Annotated in this window: 16 protein-coding genes; 8 read left to right on the top strand and 8 right to left on the bottom strand. The window is 43.7% G+C overall.

Annotation, left to right across the window (positions count from 1 at the left end):
• The first annotated feature begins 99 nt into the window (after positions 1–99).
• From FET73_RS08940 to FET73_RS08915, 6 genes are all read left to right on the top strand, one after another.
• Positions 100–1,107 carry an alpha/beta hydrolase gene (locus tag FET73_RS08940; protein ID WP_154223609.1) on the top strand — a complete coding sequence of 336 codons (1,008 nt, stop codon included), beginning with the start codon at positions 100–102 and terminating at the stop codon, positions 1,105–1,107.
• The gene (locus tag FET73_RS08935) at positions 1,104–1,715 is read left to right on the top strand and encodes a NifU family protein (RefSeq protein ID WP_154223608.1); all 612 of its coding nucleotides are present in this window, start codon (positions 1,104–1,106) and stop codon (positions 1,713–1,715) included. The genes FET73_RS08940 and FET73_RS08935 overlap by 4 nt, the downstream gene beginning before the upstream one ends.
• Positions 1,716–1,740: 25 nt before the next feature.
• Positions 1,741–2,538 carry a tetratricopeptide repeat protein gene (locus FET73_RS08930; RefSeq protein ID WP_154223607.1) on the top strand — a complete coding sequence of 266 codons (798 nt, stop codon included), beginning with the start codon at positions 1,741–1,743 and terminating at the stop codon, positions 2,536–2,538.
• A 37-nt stretch (positions 2,539–2,575) separates the two neighbouring features.
• Complete coding sequence (locus tag FET73_RS08925; protein WP_154223606.1) at positions 2,576–3,103, top strand: protein tyrosine phosphatase family protein; 528 nt, start codon at positions 2,576–2,578, stop codon at positions 3,101–3,103.
• A 47-nt stretch (positions 3,104–3,150) separates the two neighbouring features.
• Complete coding sequence (gltX, locus tag FET73_RS08920; RefSeq protein WP_154223605.1) at positions 3,151–4,551, top strand: glutamate--tRNA ligase; 1,401 nt, start codon at positions 3,151–3,153, stop codon at positions 4,549–4,551.
• 105 nt (positions 4,552–4,656) lie between these two features.
• On the top strand, positions 4,657–4,869 hold the full coding sequence (locus FET73_RS08915) for a DUF6500 family protein (RefSeq protein WP_154223604.1): 213 nt from the start codon (positions 4,657–4,659) through the stop codon (positions 4,867–4,869).
• A gap of 159 nt (positions 4,870–5,028) precedes the next feature.
• On the opposite strand, the gene FET73_RS08910 is transcribed toward FET73_RS08915, so the two are convergent.
• Positions 5,029–7,041 carry an NADPH-dependent 2,4-dienoyl-CoA reductase gene (locus tag FET73_RS08910; protein WP_154223603.1) on the bottom strand — a complete coding sequence of 671 codons (2,013 nt, stop codon included), beginning with the start codon at positions 7,039–7,041 and terminating at the stop codon, positions 5,029–5,031.
• Positions 7,038–8,066 (bottom strand): beta-N-acetylhexosaminidase, encoded by a 1,029-nt coding sequence (nagZ, locus tag FET73_RS08905; protein ID WP_179952203.1) that lies wholly within the window; start codon positions 8,064–8,066, stop codon positions 7,038–7,040. The genes FET73_RS08910 and nagZ overlap by 4 nt, the downstream gene beginning before the upstream one ends.
• Positions 8,067–8,774: 708 nt before the next feature.
• Here nagZ and FET73_RS08900 point away from each other — a divergent pair.
• On the top strand, positions 8,775–9,872 hold the full coding sequence (locus FET73_RS08900; RefSeq protein WP_154223601.1) for a GGDEF domain-containing protein: 1,098 nt from the start codon (positions 8,775–8,777) through the stop codon (positions 9,870–9,872).
• Between the two features lie 54 nt (positions 9,873–9,926).
• Here the strand turns inward: FET73_RS08900 and cgtA are convergent, their stop codons facing one another.
• The 3 genes from cgtA to rplU all read right to left on the bottom strand — a co-directional run bounded on the left by cgtA (position 9,927) and on the right by rplU (position 11,644).
• Positions 9,927–10,949: an Obg family GTPase CgtA gene (gene cgtA, locus FET73_RS08895; protein ID WP_154223600.1), complete on the bottom strand. Its 1,023-nt coding sequence runs from the start codon at positions 10,947–10,949 to the stop codon at positions 9,927–9,929.
• A 110-nt stretch (positions 10,950–11,059) separates the two neighbouring features.
• A complete protein-coding gene (rpmA, locus tag FET73_RS08890; RefSeq protein WP_154223599.1) occupies positions 11,060–11,320 on the bottom strand; it encodes a 50S ribosomal protein L27 in 261 nt (86 codons plus the stop codon).
• Positions 11,321–11,335: 15 nt separating this feature from the next.
• Positions 11,336–11,644: a 50S ribosomal protein L21 gene (rplU, locus tag FET73_RS08885; protein ID WP_154223598.1), complete on the bottom strand. Its 309-nt coding sequence runs from the start codon at positions 11,642–11,644 to the stop codon at positions 11,336–11,338.
• 213 nt (positions 11,645–11,857) lie between these two features.
• On the opposite strand from rplU, the gene uvrA reads away from it, so the two are divergent.
• Positions 11,858–14,686, top strand: a complete 2,829-nt coding sequence (uvrA, locus tag FET73_RS08880; protein WP_154223918.1) for an excinuclease ABC subunit UvrA — start codon at positions 11,858–11,860, stop codon at positions 14,684–14,686.
• A gap of 59 nt (positions 14,687–14,745) precedes the next feature.
• On the opposite strand, the gene FET73_RS08875 is transcribed toward uvrA, so the two are convergent.
• The 3 genes from FET73_RS08875 to FET73_RS08865 all read right to left on the bottom strand — a co-directional run bounded on the left by FET73_RS08875 (position 14,746) and on the right by FET73_RS08865 (position 18,883).
• Positions 14,746–15,804 (bottom strand): hypothetical protein, encoded by a 1,059-nt coding sequence (locus tag FET73_RS08875; protein WP_154223597.1) that lies wholly within the window; start codon positions 15,802–15,804, stop codon positions 14,746–14,748.
• Positions 15,797–16,132 carry a hypothetical protein gene (locus tag FET73_RS08870; RefSeq protein WP_154223596.1) on the bottom strand — a complete coding sequence of 112 codons (336 nt, stop codon included), beginning with the start codon at positions 16,130–16,132 and terminating at the stop codon, positions 15,797–15,799. The genes FET73_RS08875 and FET73_RS08870 overlap by 8 nt, the downstream gene beginning before the upstream one ends.
• Positions 16,133–16,225: 93 nt before the next feature.
• Entirely contained in the window at positions 16,226–18,883 is a 2,658-nt protein-coding gene (locus FET73_RS08865; RefSeq protein ID WP_154223595.1) for a serine/threonine-protein kinase, read from the bottom strand.
• Positions 18,884–18,931 lie beyond the last annotated feature (48 nt).

Below are 18,931 nucleotides of genomic sequence, written 5' to 3'. Positions count from 1 at the left end.
AAGTCAAAAAATAGTTGAGCTGGGTCAAAAAATAGCCCTTAGTTTTATATAAGTCAGGCGCTTCGGTTAAAATGTGCTTTTTTTACAAGTGGGCTGTTGATGTCTGTTTTTAACCACCAAGAAACTTACCCAAAGGGACAAGTGAAAAGCTTGTCCATAACTTCAGAATTATTGAAAGACAATGCCTTGGGCGACCCTTTTGTGCGCGATTTGCCGGTTTATTTGCCGCACGGCTATGACAATTCAGGTGAAGCTTTACCTGTGATGTATTACTTAGCGGCCTATTCTAATTCTGGCCAAGGGGTGAGTTCATGGCGTAATTTTGGCGAAAGCATTCCTGAGCGGCTCGATCGATTGATAGCCACTGAAAAAATGGGTCCGACAGTCGTGGTTTTTCCAGATTGCTTCACTTCTTTGGGTGGCAACCAATATTTAGACAGCAAAGCGGTTGGGCAATATGCGAGTCATGTCCATGATGAAATCATTCCTTTTATAGAAGGTGAGTTCCATGTTAAGGCAGGTGCCGATCACCGTGCCGTTTTGGGTAAATCATCAGGTGGTTTTGCGGCGATGCGATTTGCTATGGATTTTCCGGGTCAATGGGGCGCGATTGCCAACCATTCTGGTGATTCAGGATTTGACTTGTTATACCAACGGGACTTTCCGGCGGTTGCAGATGTGTTGTCACAGTTTGATTATGACATCGAAAAATTCATTAAGCGATTCTGGAAAGCCAAGAAAATCATGGGTTCACATATTTTGGCACTGATGCATGTGTGTATGGCTGCCACTTATGATGAGACTTTAGAGCTGCCTTTTGATCTTAAAACCTGTGAATTAGATCAGAAAAAATGGCAACGTTGGTTGCGCCATGATCCGGTGAGGCGAGTGGCTGGCAGTCAAGATGCCTTGAAGCAATTGAAAGGATTGTTTATGGATTGTGGCTTCCGTGACCAATATTTCATTCACTATGGTATGAGACAGTTGTCAAATCAGCTTGAAAAACACCAAATCGAACACATTTACAAGGAATTCAATGGTACCCATTCAGGCATCGATTACCGCTTGGATGAGTCCTTACCTTATTTATACGAGTACATCAAATGAACGACTTAAAAACAGCACCTGAAAAAGGACAAGACATCGTGGTGACTGAAAGCGCCATCGAATTTTTAACTGGCGTTATTAACGAGCAAGATATCGATAACTTACATCTGAAAGTTTCAGTTCAGAATCCGGGCACACCGTTGGCTGACTGTCATTTGGGTTTTTGTGAAGCAGATGAAGTAAGCACAGGTTTTACTGAACAAGAGTTGGGGCCATTCAATTTGTATGTGTCTCATGATGATGCTGAATACTTCACTGAAGCGACCATTGATTATGAAATTGAAGGCGCCAGCGGCCAGTTGAACATCAAAGCACCTAACTTAAAGGGTGAAGCGCCTGATGATGATGCGCCTTTGTTTGATCGTGTGGCTTATTTTATTGAAGCGCAAATCAATCCGATGTTGGCCGCTCATGGTGGTAAGGCCAATTTAACAGCGATTGAAGATGACAAGGCTTATATATTGTTTGGTGGCGGTTGCCAAGGTTGTGGTATGGCCAAACAAACTTTATCAACTGGCATGCAAGGTCAAATCACAACGGCTTTCCCTGAAATCACACAAGTACTGGATGCGACGGACCATGCGTCTGGCGAGAACCCCTATTATTAACCCTTGTTATTGATCACAATAAGCTATGACTGCAGAATATATATTTGATGTGACGGCGACCACATTCGCTACACAAGTGATGGAAACATCTCAAACCAAGCCGGTTTTGGTGGCTTTTTATGCTGACTGGGATGAGGCATGTAAAACAGTGATGCCGGTGTTGCAAAGCTTGGCTGAAAAAGCAGCCGGGGCGTTCAATTTCGGAAAGGTCGATGCCGATAAAGAGCAATCGATGGCGATGCAAATGGGCGTTCAAGCTTTACCAACCGTCATTTTGGTCAAAGGTGGTCAAATTGCTGACAGCTTTATGGGGCCGAAAACTGAAGCTGAGGTGACCGAATGGTTATCAGCTCACGTGGCTTTGGAACCTGTGGCACCTGAGCCTGTGGTTGATGCGGGATTGGATGCTTTGATTGAATCGGGGCATTATGAGGTCGCTTTGGCGCAATTACAGCAGTTACCGATTGAGCAAAGTGCTTGGCAATTGATAGACCTTCATTTGTTAATGGGTGATGTCACAGCAGCGCAAAAAACATTAGATGGCTTGCCTGATGTCATGGCGAAGATGGTCAATGCCCAGCAGGCGGCTGCCAAAATTGAATTACACCAATTGGAACTGACTGAACGCCCTGAATTGACAGTGCAAAAAGATTTGTTGTTGTCGGGTCAATATGAAGTGGCATTGGAACAGTTATTGGACTTGTTGTCACAAAAGGGTGATAAAGCTGAGATTAAACAGTTATTGATTGCGTCATTTGGATTGCTTGAAGATCCCAAAGCGGTGGCTGCATATAGGCGTCGCATGTCGCGTCTGCTGTTTTAAGGGCAAGCAAAATACTAATTAAACTGGGGAGACAAACATGAGACAGTTAAACAGATTCAAAAGCATCAAGGCACTCTTGGTGGTCATGGCGATGCCGTTGATGATGGCAGTGGGTTTAGGTGATGTGATGGCCGAAGGCTATTTGAATAAAACGCAAAAATTAGCTGAAAACATTTGGGTTGGACCACAGGTTTCTGAAAAAGAACTTAAGTCACTCAAAGCGGAACAATTCACCCAAGTGATAAATTTCAGAACAACAGAAGAAATGTTGGCGTTGTCATTTGACGAGTCGGAGATTTTGAAAGCCGAAGGTGTTGATTATGAATTGATTCCTATGGGTAAAGCTCTGGGTTATACACCAGAACAATTGAGTGATTTCAATCAAGTGATGCAAAACCAGAAGGAAGGCGACGCCAAAATTTTGATGCATTGCCGTTCGGGGTACCGCGCCAACTTGATGTACGCCGCTTGGTTAATCAAATACAATGACATGGACAAGGCAGAAGCCAAAAAAGCCGTGCACGCCTGGTCAGATGAAGCTATTGATCAGCTGCTGGGTTTATAAACTGCGATAAGTCGCGATAAATATATAATTTTAAAATAAAAATACACATGAAAATCATCACTAGATTTGCCCCCAGCCCTACAGGCTATTTGCACGTGGGCGGTGCCAGAACCGCTTTGTTTTCTTACCTTTTTGCTCGCCATCATGGCGGTCAATTTGAGCTGCGCATTGAAGACACTGACACAGAACGTTCGACGCAAGCGTCGGTTGATGCCATCTTTGAAGGCATGAATTGGTTGGGTTTGGAACATGACTCTGAGGTTAAGTACCAAAGCAAAAACCTGGCACGTTACCACGAGCAAATCAACAAACTGTTGTCAGAAGGCAAGGCCTATTACTGCGATTGCAGCAAAGAAGAATTGGACGAAATGCGTGAAGCGCAAAAAGCCAATGGTGAAAAGCCAAGGTATGACGGCAGAAATCGTGATAAAGGCTTGGTCAAAACAGAAGAAACCGTGATTCGATTCAAAACACCGTTGACAGGTGAAGTGACATTTGATGATCATGTGCGTGGTTCGATCACGGTCGCCAATGATGAGTTGGATGACTTGGTGATCGCACGTGCCGATGGCATGCCGACCTATAACTTCTCAGTGGTCGTTGACGATGCTGACATGGGCATCACGCATGTGGTGCGTGGTGACGATCACATCAACAACACGCCAAGACAAATTAACATCTACCATGCCTTGGGTTTTCCTGTGCCAGAATTCGCACATGTGCCGATGATATTGGGTGATGACGGTGCGCGCTTGTCGAAAAGGCACGGTGCGGTCAGTGTGATGCAATATGCCGAAGACGGTTATTTACCTGAAGCGGTATTGAATTACTTGGTGCGTTTGGGCTGGTCAAATGGTGATCAAGAATTGTTCAGCAAAGAAGAAATGGTTGAATTGTTCACGCTCAAAGGTGTCAACAAAGCACCCAGTGCCTTCAACACCACCAAACTCAAATGGATCAACCAACAATACATCCAACAAGCAAACAATGAGCGTTTGGTTGAATTATTGAAAGACCGTTTGGCTGCCTTGAACATAGAAACTGATATCGACTTGCACCAAGTGGTTGAACTGTTCAAAGAACGTGCCCAAACCATCAATGAACTGGCCGATATGGGTTTGTTCTTGATGCAAGACTTAACTGGCTATGACGAAAAAGCCGAAAAGAAAGCCTTCAAAGCCGGCAGCGACACCGCATTGCAAGCCATCATCGACAAATGTGAAGCCGTCACTGATTGGCAGGGTGCTGACTTGCACCAATTAATCGCTGATGTGGTTGAAGAGTTGGAAGTGGGTTTCGGAAAAGTCGGCATGCCTGCTCGATTGGCACTCTCTGGTCAGGCACAAGGTCCTGCCAATGACGTCATCATGAAAATCCTCGGCCAAAAAGAAAGTATTAAACGCTTCCAAGCGGCTTTGGATTATGTGAAAGCTAAGTTGGCTGAGTAAGATTGTTTAAACTGATTTATTTAACAAAGCCCCTGTTGTATAGCAGGGGCTTTCTTGTTTGATGGGTTAATGCATTGCATCAATTTACATCATGGTACGGAATTTATGAGTCCTCAGTTAAGAGAAAGGATTGTTACAGTTTGTGATAATAAAATTGCTGCAAAAGGTGAGGGTGTGGGCTTGTCATTTTATGCCTTCTTTGCCAATAAAAACACCGAACCTGAATTGTTAATGGAAGCCGCCACTTGGTGGATTCATACGCACCAATTGGATCATTTTGAGAAGGCTGTGAAGGTAAGGGAGATGGTCAGTAAGTGATTTGATGTCTTGCTTAGGCCTTGGGTCTGATTGATTGTACTTAAGTTTTTTCTGTCTTTAAACTCGGTCCGATGATGGCTGGTTTCGTTTGCTGTAACATCATGCCAAATAGGGCACCCGTAAAGGGTGCGACTACAAGGTTAGTTTGATTCAAATAGTTTACAGTCTTTGGCCCAGAAGCGTACCTTGTTTGATGGCGCGTTTGGCGTCGAGTTCGGCTGCCAAATCGGCACCGCCGATGATGTGGTAGTTGTCTTTGTCTTCGATGTAGAGGCTTTTTTGTGATACTTGGCCGGCACAGACGATGACGTGATCGACATCCAGTACTTGTGATTTTTCACCGATGGTGATGTGCAAGCCTTCATCGTCAATTTTGTCATATTGCACGCCTGTTAAGGTTTTGACGCCTTTCTTCTTGATGCTCAAACGGTGAATCCAACCAGTGGTTTTACCCAAACCTTTGCCGGGCTTTGAAGTTTTTCTTTGTAGCATGTAGATGGTTCTGGGTGATTTTTCGTCTATGGCTTTGGTCAGGCCGCCTGCATTTTCTATTGTTTTATCGATGCCCCATTCTTGACAAAATTCATCAATGGTTTGTGCCTGTGTTGGGTCTTCAACGGCCAAATATTCAGAGACGTCAAAGCCTATGCCACCAGCGCCAATCACAGCGACTTTTTCACCGGCTTTTTTCTCGCCTGAGAGCAATTCATTGTAGATGATGACTTTGTCGTGTCCAATGCCTTCGATGGGCGGTACACGGGGTTTAACGCCTGAGGCGATGACCACTTCATCATAACCGGCCAATGCCATTTCTGTGGCAGGGGTGTTGAGTTTTAATTTAACGCCATGTTTTTCAATCAGTTCTGTGTAGTAACTGATGGTGTGCACAAACTCTTCTTTGCCGGGGATGTTGGCTGCCAAATTGAATTGGCCACCGATTTTGTTACTGGCTTCAAATAGCGTGACTGTGTGGCCGCGTTCTGCCAATGTGGTGGCACATGAAAGTCCTGCCATGCCAGCACCGACAACCGCTATGTTTTTGGCTTGTGGTGTGTCTTTTGAAACGAATTCAGTTTCGTAACAGGCTTGCGGGTTGACCAAGCAGCTGGCGCGTTGGTTTTTGAATACGTGGTCCAAGCAGGCTTGGTTGCACCCGATACAGACGTTGATTTCTTTTTCCTGTCCGATACGTGACTTCTTAACCAAGTTTGGGTCGGCCAAAAAGGGTCGGGCCATAGAAACCATATCGGCTTGACCCGAAGAAATGATGTCTTCGGCCACTTGTGGGTGGTTGATGCGATTGGTGGTGACCAAAGGCACTGATACGTGTTCTTTGATCTTTTCTGTCACCCAAGCAAAGCCGCCACGTGGCACCATCGTCGCGATGGTGGGTACTCGGGCTTCGTGCCAACCGATGCCAGTATTGATGATGCTGACACCTGCTTCTTCGAGTAATTTGGCCAGTGCAATCACTTCTTTAATTTCTGAGCCGTTGTTAACCAATTCAAGCATGGACAGCCTGAAAATGATGATGAAGTCTTCGCCAACAGCGGCTCGGGTTTGTTTGACGATTTCTAATGCTATGCGGCAGCGGTTTTCAAATGAGCCACCCCAGTCATCATCACGGTCATTGGTGCGTGGTGAAATGAATTGGTTCAGCAAATAGCCTTCAGAACCCATCACTTCTACGCCGTCATAGCCTGCATCTTGTGCCAATTGGGCGCAGTTAACAAAAGATTTGATTTGTTTCCAAATGCCTTTCTCATTCAACTTTTTGGGTTTGAAAGGTGTGATGGGCGATTGTTTGTCTGTAGATGAAACGGTGAATGGGTGGTAGCCATAACGGCCTGAGTGCAAAATTTGCATACAGATTTTACCTTCGGCTTCATGAACTGCTTTTGTGACAATTTTGTGGCGTTTGGTTTGAAAGCCGTATTTTAAAAAACCGGACAAGGGTGCGACCCAGCCAGCAATATTCGGAGAAATCCCACCAGTAACAATAATACCCGCTTCGCCTTCAGCACGTTGCCTGAAATACTCGGCCAATTTAGGGTAATTCTTTGCACGGTCTTCTAGTCCTGTGTGCATTGAGCCCATCAGTACACGGTTTTTGATTTCGTGGTTGGCAACTTTTAATGGGGCAAATAAATGTGGGTATGTGTGTTCACTCATGAATTTCTCAAATGTATCAGTGCTTTTCTGGCGTTCTGCCATCGGCTTTGTTCCCAAAAGGGTCGGTCAGTATCCAAAGTGGATTGACCTTTTAAGCGCCTTATTTTAGATAATTTTTGCGTGTAACGGGGTAAATATTTCAAACGATTGTTTGAAAGTAATTCTGTGCACAAGTCAAAGTCGCAAACCAAGGTCATGTCAATGTCTGCGTCAACACAAGCCTGGTATCTTTTTTCTACAGGGCCAACGCATTCGGCCGCTTTCATACCCAAATCGTCACTGATACTGATGCCTCTAAACCCATGTTTCTTACGCAACAGAATTTCATTCCAGACATTTGAGTAACCAGCCGGCAAATCACAAGATTTGCTGTAAATCACATGGGAGAGCATCATGGCATCAATGCATCCAGCATCAATCAATTGGACAAAAGGCTTGAGGTCGAGATTTTCTAACTCATCCCAAAGGCGGTCATCAATGGGCAAGTCAACGTGAGAGTCGGCAACCACTGTACCATGTCCCGGGTAATGCTTACCCGTGGTTTTCATGCCGGCTGCTTGCATGCTGCGACAGTAAATTTCACCTAAAGTGCTGACAGTGTCGGGGTCAGTTGAAAAAGCACGGTCACCAATCACATTGGAGCCGTTGTCTATGTCAAGAACGGGTGCAAAGCTTAAATCTATGCCGATGCTCAATAATTCAGACGCCATCAACCAAGCATGCAAGTGGGCATAGGTTTTACCTTTGTCAGGATTGCTGTCAAAGGCGTCACCTATTGTGGCCAATGGGTCCAGTTGCGTGAAAGGTAAGCCAAAGCGAATCACACGGCCACCTTCTTGGTCCACGGCAAACAGACAGTCGTCACCTTTGATGGCTTTGGTTGCAGTAATCAATTGTGTTAATTGTTTGTAATCGACAAAATTTCTTTTGAAAAATATCACACCACAAACCAGTGGGTGCCGGAGGTTTATTTTGTCTTGGGCGGTCAATTCGGGCCCCGCTAGGCCAATCATTAATGCAGTCATCGGCTCATTATAATCAATTGGGCAAACATAAATACAGCAAGATTGATTTGTGTGTTGTGATGCAGTTCTCAAATACATGTATGTCTACATTTGCGAACGCATGTTCACTTTATACTTCAAGGAATTAGTTTAAAAAAGGGGCTTGTTTTATTTCGTGGTTTCTTTATAATCGTTACAGTTTTGTTAAGGCTGACAATAAATGTCAATAATAATTCAGCAGCCAACAAAGTGCCCAAGCTATAAATAAAATGAGGCCAAAGGCCCAAAAAAAAGAGGAAGTAGAGGAGAGTAAAGACTGAGTTAAATCTTAGCTTACATTAGAAGCGCCGTGTTCTTAGAACATGGCGTTTTTTTTTGCCCTACAGGGAAGTAGGGCGGCAGCGGAGGCAGGATGCCGGCAGCAGACAAGTGTAAGGGAAGTAGGGCGGCAGCGGAGGCAGGATGCCGGCAGCAGACAAGTGTAAGGGAAGTAGGGCGGCAGAGGAGGCATGCTGGCAAGGATGGCAGGTATTAGAACAATGCAGGAGCAATTGTCGAGGACACGGAAGCTGAGCCTACAACGATGTAAGGCTGCAAGTGAGTATTTTGTTCTTTGTACCAGATTCTAGCCTGCTTGAACATGACTGTTAGTGAGTGCATTCTCGATGATGCATTTCTTGAGGAAATCTGTTTTAATCATTGTATTCAATTGGATCAACGATATATTTTATGCCAGAAGCTGTTGAAGTCATTCTTAACCAATGGTCATTGTCAGTTCAAGTGTCTTTGTTGTTGGTATTTTTCTCTCTTTTTTCTTGGCTTGATTGGCGTTTAAAACGGTTATTCATAAGAACATGGCGCATGGCTTGGGCTATGAACGCATTGGCCTTGCTGTCGGTGTTGTTGGTTTTAAATTGGCCTGAAAGTGGTGGTGAAACTGGCCAGCGGTTTATTTATCAGTTGTATGCTGTTTTCAAATTGGCTTTTGTTGTGTTCTTGGTAAGGGCTTTGTTTGAGTTGAAAGCACACAATGTCAGCTTTATTCTAAGTTCAAAGCTACAAATTGGCTTGTACCTAATGATGCACTTGGCTTGGTTTTTGTTGGGCTTTGATACATTACAAACTCAAGTGATGGTCTATTTAGGTGTGTCAACGATCCTGATAATCCATTGTCTTTTGTTGTTTTCAGAGTCGAAAAAGCAGCGTTTTATGGTGATATGGGCGGTATTTCTGGTTGAAGGCTTGTTGTTCTTGCATCATGGCTTGGTGCTGATTCCTGCGCTTTTGGGAGGTTCGGTTCCTGACTATATGACACACATTTCATTTATAGATGCCATTTATGAATGTGTGGTGGGTATCAGTTGTTTGGCTATGGTTGCTAAGTTGATGGGGCGGGAGTTACAAGAGGCGAATGATTTGCTGGCTGACAGCCACAAGCAAATCAATCACTTGATGAATCGTGACTACTTGACTGGGATGTGGCACAAAAACTATTTTCCTGAGTTTATGAAGTTACAAACTAAAGGAGCAATGTTGGTCACTTTTGAGTTTATTAATGTTGACGAAATCATGAGGGATTGGGGCAAGCAAGTCAGAGACATGTGCTTGAAAAAAATGGCTTCAGTGTTGAAAAACAACAGTGATGTTACTGATGGCTTATTCAGAATCAGTGCGTCGCAATTTTTATTGGTGTGCCCTCAGGCCAGTGAGTCAGTGGCTGAAAGTAAAGCAATGAATATCGCCAAAGCATTGGCGTCAGATACGCAGTGTGGCCCCATAGTTAATTCAAAATATGTGGTAAGTCCTTATAAGGAGAAAGGCTTATAAGCATGCCATTGTTATGAATGGCATGCTTGACTTGGTTTAGAGTGTGCTACGGGCTTAAAAGTCGTCTTCTTCGCCAAATAAGTGCTGGGCGATGTCTTGAACAATTTTATCCAAGCCTTTTTTGCTGATCGAAGATATCAAGTGGTAACCACCTTCCCATCCCATGGCTTTGGCGTAATTGGCTGCCAATGCATTTGCTTCTTCATCTGTTGTGACATCAGCTTTAGTGAATACCAGCCAGCGTTGTTTTTCTTTCAATTGTTCTGAAAATTTAACCAACTCTTCTGATAATTGATGAAATTGTTCCACTGGATCTGACATGCCTTCATAGGCTGGCAGCTCAATCATGTGCAATAACAAGCCTGTGCGTTGTAAATGCTTTAAGAATTGAATGCCCAAACCGGCACCTTCTGCAGCACCTTCAATGATACCTGGGATGTCTGCAACCACAAAGCTGGTGTCAGAGGTCACAGGAACCACGCCAAGGGCTGGGTACAGCGTGGTAAAGGGGTAGTCAGCAATTTTAGGTTTGGCAGCTGATATGGCGTTTACGAAGGTGGATTTGCCTGCATTAGGGAAGCCTAACAAGCCCACGTCAGCCAAAACTTTAAGCTCTAATTTGATCTCACGAAGGTCACCTTGATCACCTGATGTGAACCTTTTGGGTGCGCGATTGACTGAGCTTTTGAAGTGCATGTTACCCAGGCCGCCTTTGCCGCCATCGGCGATGACTAGTTTTTGTTCATGTTCAGTGATGTCACCCAGTTTTTGGTCGGTTTCTAAGTCGTATACTTCGGTACCGGTAGGTACTTTGATAACCAGGTCATCGCCGCCTTTCCCGTACATTTGTCTGCCTCGACCAGATTCGCCGTTTTGGGCGTCAAAGCGCTTTTTGTGACGGAAATCCACCAGGGTGTTCAATCCTTGGTCACCTTGTAACACGATGTCGCCGCCTTTGCCGCCATCGCCGCCGTCTGGGCCGCCGAATTGAATGAATTTTTCACGCCTGAAACTGGCTGAACCGGAGCCGCCGTTTCCTGCTTTGACTGTTATTTTGACTTCATCTACAAATTTCATGGCGAGGATTATATCTTATTTATTGAGAATAGGGAGTGGGCTGGTTTTGATTGGCTCACAAAAAAAGCCCACAAAATGTGAGCTTTTCTCGATTAACTGTCAGACTGTAGTTATGCTTGTGCGATAACTTCAATGTATTGTCTGTAGTTTTTGCCTTTTTTAGTGAATTTAACTTCACCGTCTTTAAGTGCAAATAATGTGTGGTCTTTACCCATGCCAACGTTGTCGCCAGCGTGAAATTTAGTACCACGTTGACGAACTAAAATGTTACCTGCAATGGCTTGTTGGCCACCGTACATTTTAACGCCAAGGTACTTAGGATTCGAATCGCGACCGTTATTAGTACTACCTGCTGCTTTCTTATGTGCCATGACGAGTTACCTCTCTTATCCTATTTTAGTGATTTTTATTTCAGTGTAATTCTGACGATGACCCATTTGTTTCATGTGGTGTTTACGTCTTTTGAATTTCATGATTCTTACTTTCTTGTGACGGCCATTCGACAATACTTCGGCTGAAACAGTTTTACCTTCTAATAAAGGTTTACCTATTTCAACATTTTCGCCATCAGACAACATCAAAACTTTGTCTAATTCGATTTTATCTCCAGCTTCAACTTTTAAAGATTCTACTTTAATTACGTCGCCTTCTTTGATTCTGTATTGTTTGCCACCTGTAGCTACAACTGCGTGCATCAAACTACTCCAATATTTCGGTTGTCTTAAAAAGAGCGGGGATTTTACTTAACTTGATAAGCTCGGTCAACTGATTATTGAAATGATTTCAGTCATCGCTCAGATTCGGAGGCACATTATGACCAAACCAAGTAAAAAGAGCAATATTTAGGTACAGAATCGATGCAATACTCATTAAAATGGTGGGTTTGTTGTGCTTTGACTTTAGAACCCATGAAAACAATTTCTCTGCGTGGTGTGCGCACCCATAATTTAAAGAACATCGATGTTGATATCCCTAGGGATCAATTTATTGTCATTACGGGCCTGTCTGGTTCTGGTAAGTCGTCTTTGGCATTCGATACCATTTATGCAGAAGGCCAGCGCCGTTACGTGGAGTCTTTGTCTGCCTACGCCAGACAGTTTTTGTCAATGATGGACAAGCCAGACTTAGATCACATTGAAGGTTTGTCTCCGGCGATTTCTATTGAACAAAAGTCCACATCGCACAACCCTAGGTCAACAGTGGGCACGATCACTGAAATCTATGATTACTTGCGTTTATTGTATGCACGTATTGGCACGCCACAGTGTCCCGACCACCACATTTCATTAGAGGCCCAAGAAGTTTCTGAAATGGTCGATAAAGTCATGGCGATGGAAACGGGTAAAAAGTTGATGTTATTGGCACCGGTGGTTCGAAACCGCAAAGGTGAACATTTGTTGTTGATGGAGCAGCTGCGTTCCAGTGGTTTTGTGCGTGTCAGAATTGATGGCAAAGTATATAACATTGATGATTTGCCGGCCTTAAACCCCAAACAAAAGCATGACATTGAAGCGGTAGTAGATCGATTCAAAGTCAAAGATGGCATGGCTCAGCGTTTGGCAGAGTCTTTTGAAACTGCTTTGTCTTTGGCCGATGGTTTAGCCAAAGTGGTTTCTTTCGATGAAGTGGAAGGCGATGACAAAGTGGATGTGTTATTCAGTTCTTTGTTTTCCTGTTCAGTTTGTGATTACTCTTTAAGTGAATTGGAGCCACGTTTATTTTCATTCAACTCGCCCAATGGTGCTTGTTCGGAGTGTGATGGTTTGGGCATCAGTCAGTTTTTTGATCCAGACCGAATCGTGTCTGATTGGAGTCTGTCCTTATTTAATGGTGCCGTGCGTGGTTGGGATAAGCGCAACGGCTATTATTTTCAAATGATTCAAGCGGTGGCCGAAGCCTATGACTTCGATGTCGAGACCCCGTTGAATAAATTGCCTGAAAACATCAAAGATGTGATCTTTTTTGGAAGTGGTGACAAAACCATTCCTTTTACCTATTACAGTGACAAAGGCCAGTACAACCGCAACCACAGTTTTGAAGGCATCGCCAATAACATGAAACGACGTTATAAAGAAACGGAATCTTCAATGGTGCGTGACGAATTGAATAAATACATCAGTAAAAAACCATGCCCATCTTGTGAAGGCCAACGTTTGAATCGTGCAGCGCGTCATGTGTTTATTAACGACGTGCCTTTGCCACACATCAATGCGATGTCGATTGCCAATGCTTTGACACATTTTCAAACCATCAAATTACAGGGCAATAAGGCGCAGATTGCTGAAAAAATCATCAAAGAAATCGCTGAACGTTTGAGTTTTTTGGTTAATGTGGGGTTGAATTATTTGACCTTGGATCGAAAGGCCGATTCTTTGTCTGGTGGTGAAGCGCAGCGCATCAGGCTGGCCAGTCAAATTGGTGCCGGCTTGGTTGGGGTTATGTATGTGTTGGATGAGCCTTCGATTGGCTTGCACCAACGAGACAATGAAAAGCTTTTGAAAACGTTGGTGAACCTGAAAAACATGGGTAACACCGTGATTGTGGTTGAACATGATGAAGATGCGGTGAAGATGGCCGATCATGTGATTGATATTGGTCCAGGTGCCGGCGTTCATGGTGGACAAATTGTTGCCCAAGGCACGCCAGAAGAAATTTGTGCCAATGAAAACTCCATCACAGGACAATTTTTAACGGGCAAACAGAAAATTGAAATTCCTGCTGAAAGACACAAGGTAGACAAAAAGAAAGTCTTTAAGTTGAAAGGCGCCAAAGGCAATAACTTAAAGAATGTGACTTTAGAAATTCCAGCTGGCTTGTTCACCTGTGTCACGGGTGTTTCAGGTTCCGGTAAGTCAACTTTGATTAATGAGACCTTATATAAAGTGTTGGCCAATGAATTGAACCGTGCGCAGCAACAACCACAGGTGTATGAAAAATTTGAGAACATTGAGTTGTTCGATAAAGTGGTGGACATTGATCAAAAGCCAATTGGTCGCACGCCGCGTTCCAATCCAGCCACCTATACACAGTTGTTTGGGCCCATTCGCGACTTGTTTGCTGGTACGCCAGAATCACGTGCCCGTGGTTATAAGCCAGGGCGATTCAGTTTCAATGTCAAAGGTGGGCGCTGTGAAGCCTGTCAAGGCGATGGACTGATCAAAGTAGAAATGCACTTTTTACCAGACGTCTATGTGACCTGTGATACCTGTAAAGGCAAACGCTACAACAGAGAAACGCTGGACATTCAATACAAGGGCAAGAACATCTACCAAGTTTTAGAAATGACGGTTGAAGATGCGCTACCATTCTTTGCTGCCATTCCCTCCTTGAAAAATAAACTACAAACCTTGATGGATGTGGGTTTGAGTTACATAACCTTAGGTCAAAATGCGACCACCTTGTCGGGTGGTGAGGCGCAAAGGGTCAAGTTGGCCAAAGAATTGTCCAAACGAGACACGGGCCAAACAGTTTATATTTTGGATGAGCCGACAACAGGATTGCATTTTGCCGACATCAAGCAATTGATGAAAGTCTTGCACCGCTTGCGTGATAACGGCAACACCATAATTGTCATTGAGCATAACTTAGACGTGATCAAAACGGCCGATTGGATAATTGATTTGGGGCCAGAAGGTGGTAACGGCGGTGGCGAAATCATTGCCAAAGGTACGCCTGAAGCTTTGATAAAGAATAAGAAGAGCCACACTGCGGCGTTTTTAAAACCTTTGTTGAAATAATAAAAGAGGCAAAATGTCGAACTGACATTTTGCCTTATGACTTTTGCTGTTTAGAACGATTATAAACAGCAAAGAACGGGAAGGTTGGTCCCGCAATAAACGCCTTTTTGAAGGTCAAAAAAATCACCATTAAGATTGCCGCCATTACCTCCAGACTGCTGGTTGAACATCAAAGTCATTGTGGTGCCATGGGCCACATCGCTGGCATTTTCCAATAGACCTGAACAATTACTGTGGACTGAGTTGTTTTGCCAAGAGGAATGGTTGTAGAATGTGTTTTCTACAGTCCAGAATCTTTGGTTGTTTATTGAACTTGTGTCACTGGGAAATCGCTTGCTGGCCAAGGCCCTTTGCACTTCATGGGTAGTACACATATGAGCACCTGGGTCATCTGGAAAAGTGGCTTGGCACATTGGATTTGCAGCCTGACTGCCTGTTTCGTTATTAAATTCAAATCTTGCATTGCTTGTCATCGCAGTTCTTCCAAGGATTTTTGGGCCGTTAACCACGAGGTCATTGAGGGAGCTCAGCTGCTGTTGAAGTGCAGTAATGGTGTTATTGAGGTTGTCAATTACCGCCTGTTGCGCAAAGTCTTGGCTGTCCATGCCGTCCAATAAGTCGGCATCTATTTGTGATCCACTGCCGTCTTGTAAGTGTGTGGCATTGATGGTTTGGTTGGCGATGTCGTCGCCTGTGATGCTGTTGTTGATGATTTCGGTGCTACCGATGGCATCCAGTGCCACCATTTCAGCATGCAAAGCATAGGGTGCTGCTTGAATGGATTGTCTTGGGTGCAGTGTTTCAAAATCGTTGCTGTTATCAGCCTGAACAGCCACTTCAAGCCAGAGTTTATCTCCAACAAAGGTGCCTGGGCCGAAGTCTAGCACAACGGTAAAGATGCCCTGGCTGACTTCAATGTCTTCAATCAACAAGGTATCACCAATCTGCAGCCCACTTTCTAAATCATCAAATAGTGTGAAACTGAAGTCATGAAGGCCCTCAGCGCTCAGGCCATTGCGTGTTAATTCGCCTTGGTAACTGATGCTGGTGTCGATTTGTGCTTCAACTGATGTGATAAAAAAGGCTGTCAACAGCCATACTGAGTGATACTTACTCATGTTCTTCTCCTGAGTGAAAGTTATTGGAAAGTTGTTCGAATGTGTTTTTGAAAATCAAGTCACTGAGCAAGCCGTGTTGCTGGGTTATGAGCCCTGATTGCAATTGCCAAGACTGTGAAGTGGACTGGTGTGAAACTGCTTGTCCTATACTGGCATTGATAGTGAATTGTTTGCTTTTGGTGTGGCCGCCAGCTGAGAATGCACGTCTTTGAAGTTGAAATTCAGTAGGCGCTACTTTTTGATGTTTTGAAGACAGTTCATCAGTTGCTTGAGATGAGCAGCAGAAGCCGCTCAATATGATTAAAACAGTTTTGGTATATGTATTCATGGCTTTTATTTGTATGGTATACAAGTAAAAGCGGTTTTATTCGGTCAAGGGCTCATTTATTTTGATATTTTAAAATAATGATAAATTTAAAAATCAATTGAACCACTGCGATGACAAGTTTTTATACCCTATTGAGTTTATGTCGTATACGTCATCAAGCTGTTCTTTGGCTTGTTTTTTTAAGTCATCAGCAATGTCGGTTAGACCGCAAGCTTGGCTGAGTGATGACAGCCAAAATTGGGCATACATTTTTCTCCAACCAGTGTTTTGGGTATTAAGTTCTGGGAGCAACTGGTTCAATGAGGTTTCACCTATTTCACAGCTTCTATTGAGGGCGATGGCTGTGTCTGTGACTTGGTTGTAAATGTTGTTTCTTTTTGATTGCCTGAAGACTGGCATGGCCAATTTCAAGTAGTGTGCTGCCTCATTTGATCGATTCATTTTGGCCAGCAGTCGTGCCAAGTTTGCCTGTACGCTGGCAATTCGCATGGGTTGGTTTTTTAATACTTTTTTCCTCAGCGCCAAAGACTCTGAAAATTGTTTTTCGGCTAAGGTCCAATTACCCATGTCTTCATTTAAGAACGCCAAATTATTGAGTGGTAATATGTAATGTACGTTTTCTTTACCCAAAGTGGTTTCAAGCATGCTTAATGTGTGTTCATAAGCATTTTTTGCTTTATTAAAATGACCTTTGTTATGATAAAAGGTAGCCAACTCAGACCAAGTATGAGCCAAAATGGGGTGGTTCTTTGAATAGAGTTTTTCGGCAATTTTGAGCGCAGTTTGAAGTGTTTTTTCTGCTTCTTCATGGCGCTTTAATCGCATCAGTATGACAGACCTGGAAACCAACCTCATTTGATAATAAGGGTGGTTGATTCCAGTGGATAATTCTGCAGCTTTCAAAGATTTGTCATTATAGATCAAAGCTTGTTCGTTATTCCTGTGTCTGTTGGCTGCCGCCAATTCATTATAAAACCTACCCAATAATCCTGGGTTGTCTATACCATTGTTTTTCAGGAGTGAGATGCCTTGTAGGGCCATTTTTTCAGATGATTCTTGTTTTCCTGATTCTTGTAGCCACGTCGCTTTTCTGGCTAAGTGCCACGCCTTTGCTTCAACGTTGTTGGTTTGTAAAAACAACGCATCAGCTTCTTTAAATAAGCGCTGGGCATCATCGTTTTTTCCTAGCCACATCAATGCTATGGCTGATTGGCCAATGCCCTGTAGTTCTATATCAATAAACCCATGCTTTTTTCCGATTGCAATGGATTGACTTAAAAAGTTCACCGCATTTTCGTTGTTGCCCAAATTAGACTGAATTTCAGCGAAAGTTTGAATTAAGGTGGTTTTTAAATGGGGTTGGTCATCGGCGCTGTTGAGTAATTGTCGTTCTCCTTGTGCCAGCACTTGGCTCAACGTAATTTCTTTGCCTTCAGAACCCAAAGGCGAAGCTGAGCGTAATAAGGTGACCAAAAAATCTTTTGTTTTCATGGCCAGCTGTGTTTGTTGTTCGGCTTCACTTTGTGCAGCTAAAGCCAAGTCTCTTTGTGCTTTGACCGTTACGTTGACGTTTGAAATGATGACAAATAAGGTCAAAAATGAGGCAACAGTCAAGGCAGTCATTAAACTTGACAAGGGGTTTCTGCGTATCAGTTTTTTAACTTTATACAGCCAATTTTCTCCAGAAGCACTTACCGGCCTGCCTTTTAAATGCTGTTCTACATCATGAATCAATGAATCGACACTTTGGTACCGATTGGCTGGTGTTTTGCGAATGGCCAGCATGACGATGTTGTCTAAGTCTCCTTGCAAGCGGTTTTTAAAACTGACTTCATTGCTTGTACACTTACTGGGAAGTGGGGGTGTTTTTTCTGTGACATCGATGATGATTTCGGCAGGTGTAGACGTGCTATTAACGTGTGCGTTTTGATCTGTTAAAAGTTGATATAAAACCAAGCCCAATGCATAAACATCCGTCACTGTTGATACAGCTTCACCTGTCAGTTGCTCAGGGCTGGAATATGCCATGGTGAGCATGCGCTCATTGATGGTTTCAGTGACTTCGGCATCGACGTGTTTGGCAATGCCGAAATCCAACAGTTTGATTTGATTTGATGGATCAACCAGTATGTTATTAGGTTTTATGTCTCTATGTATGATGCCGTTTTGATGGGCAAACTGAACGGCTTTTGCCACCTGTAAAAATAACTTCAAGCGCTGTGTTAAGTTCAGTTTTGCTTTGCGTGTGTGGTCAAGAATGTTGATGCCGTCAATGTATTCAAGCACCATGTACAGTCGGCCATCATTGTGTGTACCACCGCCATACAGTTGGGCAATGTTCGGGTGGTTGAGTGTTGCCAGCAGGTTTCTTTCAGCCTGAAAGCGATTTAACTCAAGTCTACTGTGTATTGGTTTTAAGACTTTGATGGCGACTTGTTGTTCAAAGTTTGGGTCGGTGCGTTTTGCTAACCAAACTTCACCTTGTCCGCCTTGGCCGAGCATTTTGATTAATCGATATTCGTTTAAAGCATCACCAGCTTTCAGTTGCTCTAAGCCCATGTCCTCAGTGACTTCTTCGATCATGGCAGCGGTTAAACCATAATTAATGTGGTGGTGTTTCAGCATGCTGGTGACTTTAGCTTTTACCTCTTCATCAAATTCAGAGGCCGCAATGACTGCTTTTTGTTCTGTAGGGTTTAAGTCAATGCACTGATTGAACAGTTGTTTTATGTTTTGACCAAAGTGGCTCATATTTAATCACTGATGTTATTGTGTTTTGGCTGTTGTTAGCTGTCTAAC

Source organism: Marinicella rhabdoformis (genome assembly GCF_009671245.1).
Taxonomy (GTDB): domain Bacteria; phylum Pseudomonadota; class Gammaproteobacteria; order Xanthomonadales; family Marinicellaceae; genus Marinicella; species Marinicella rhabdoformis.
The sequence above is the reverse complement of the archived record's forward strand: the minus strand, read 5'-3'. Positions and strand labels throughout refer to the sequence as shown.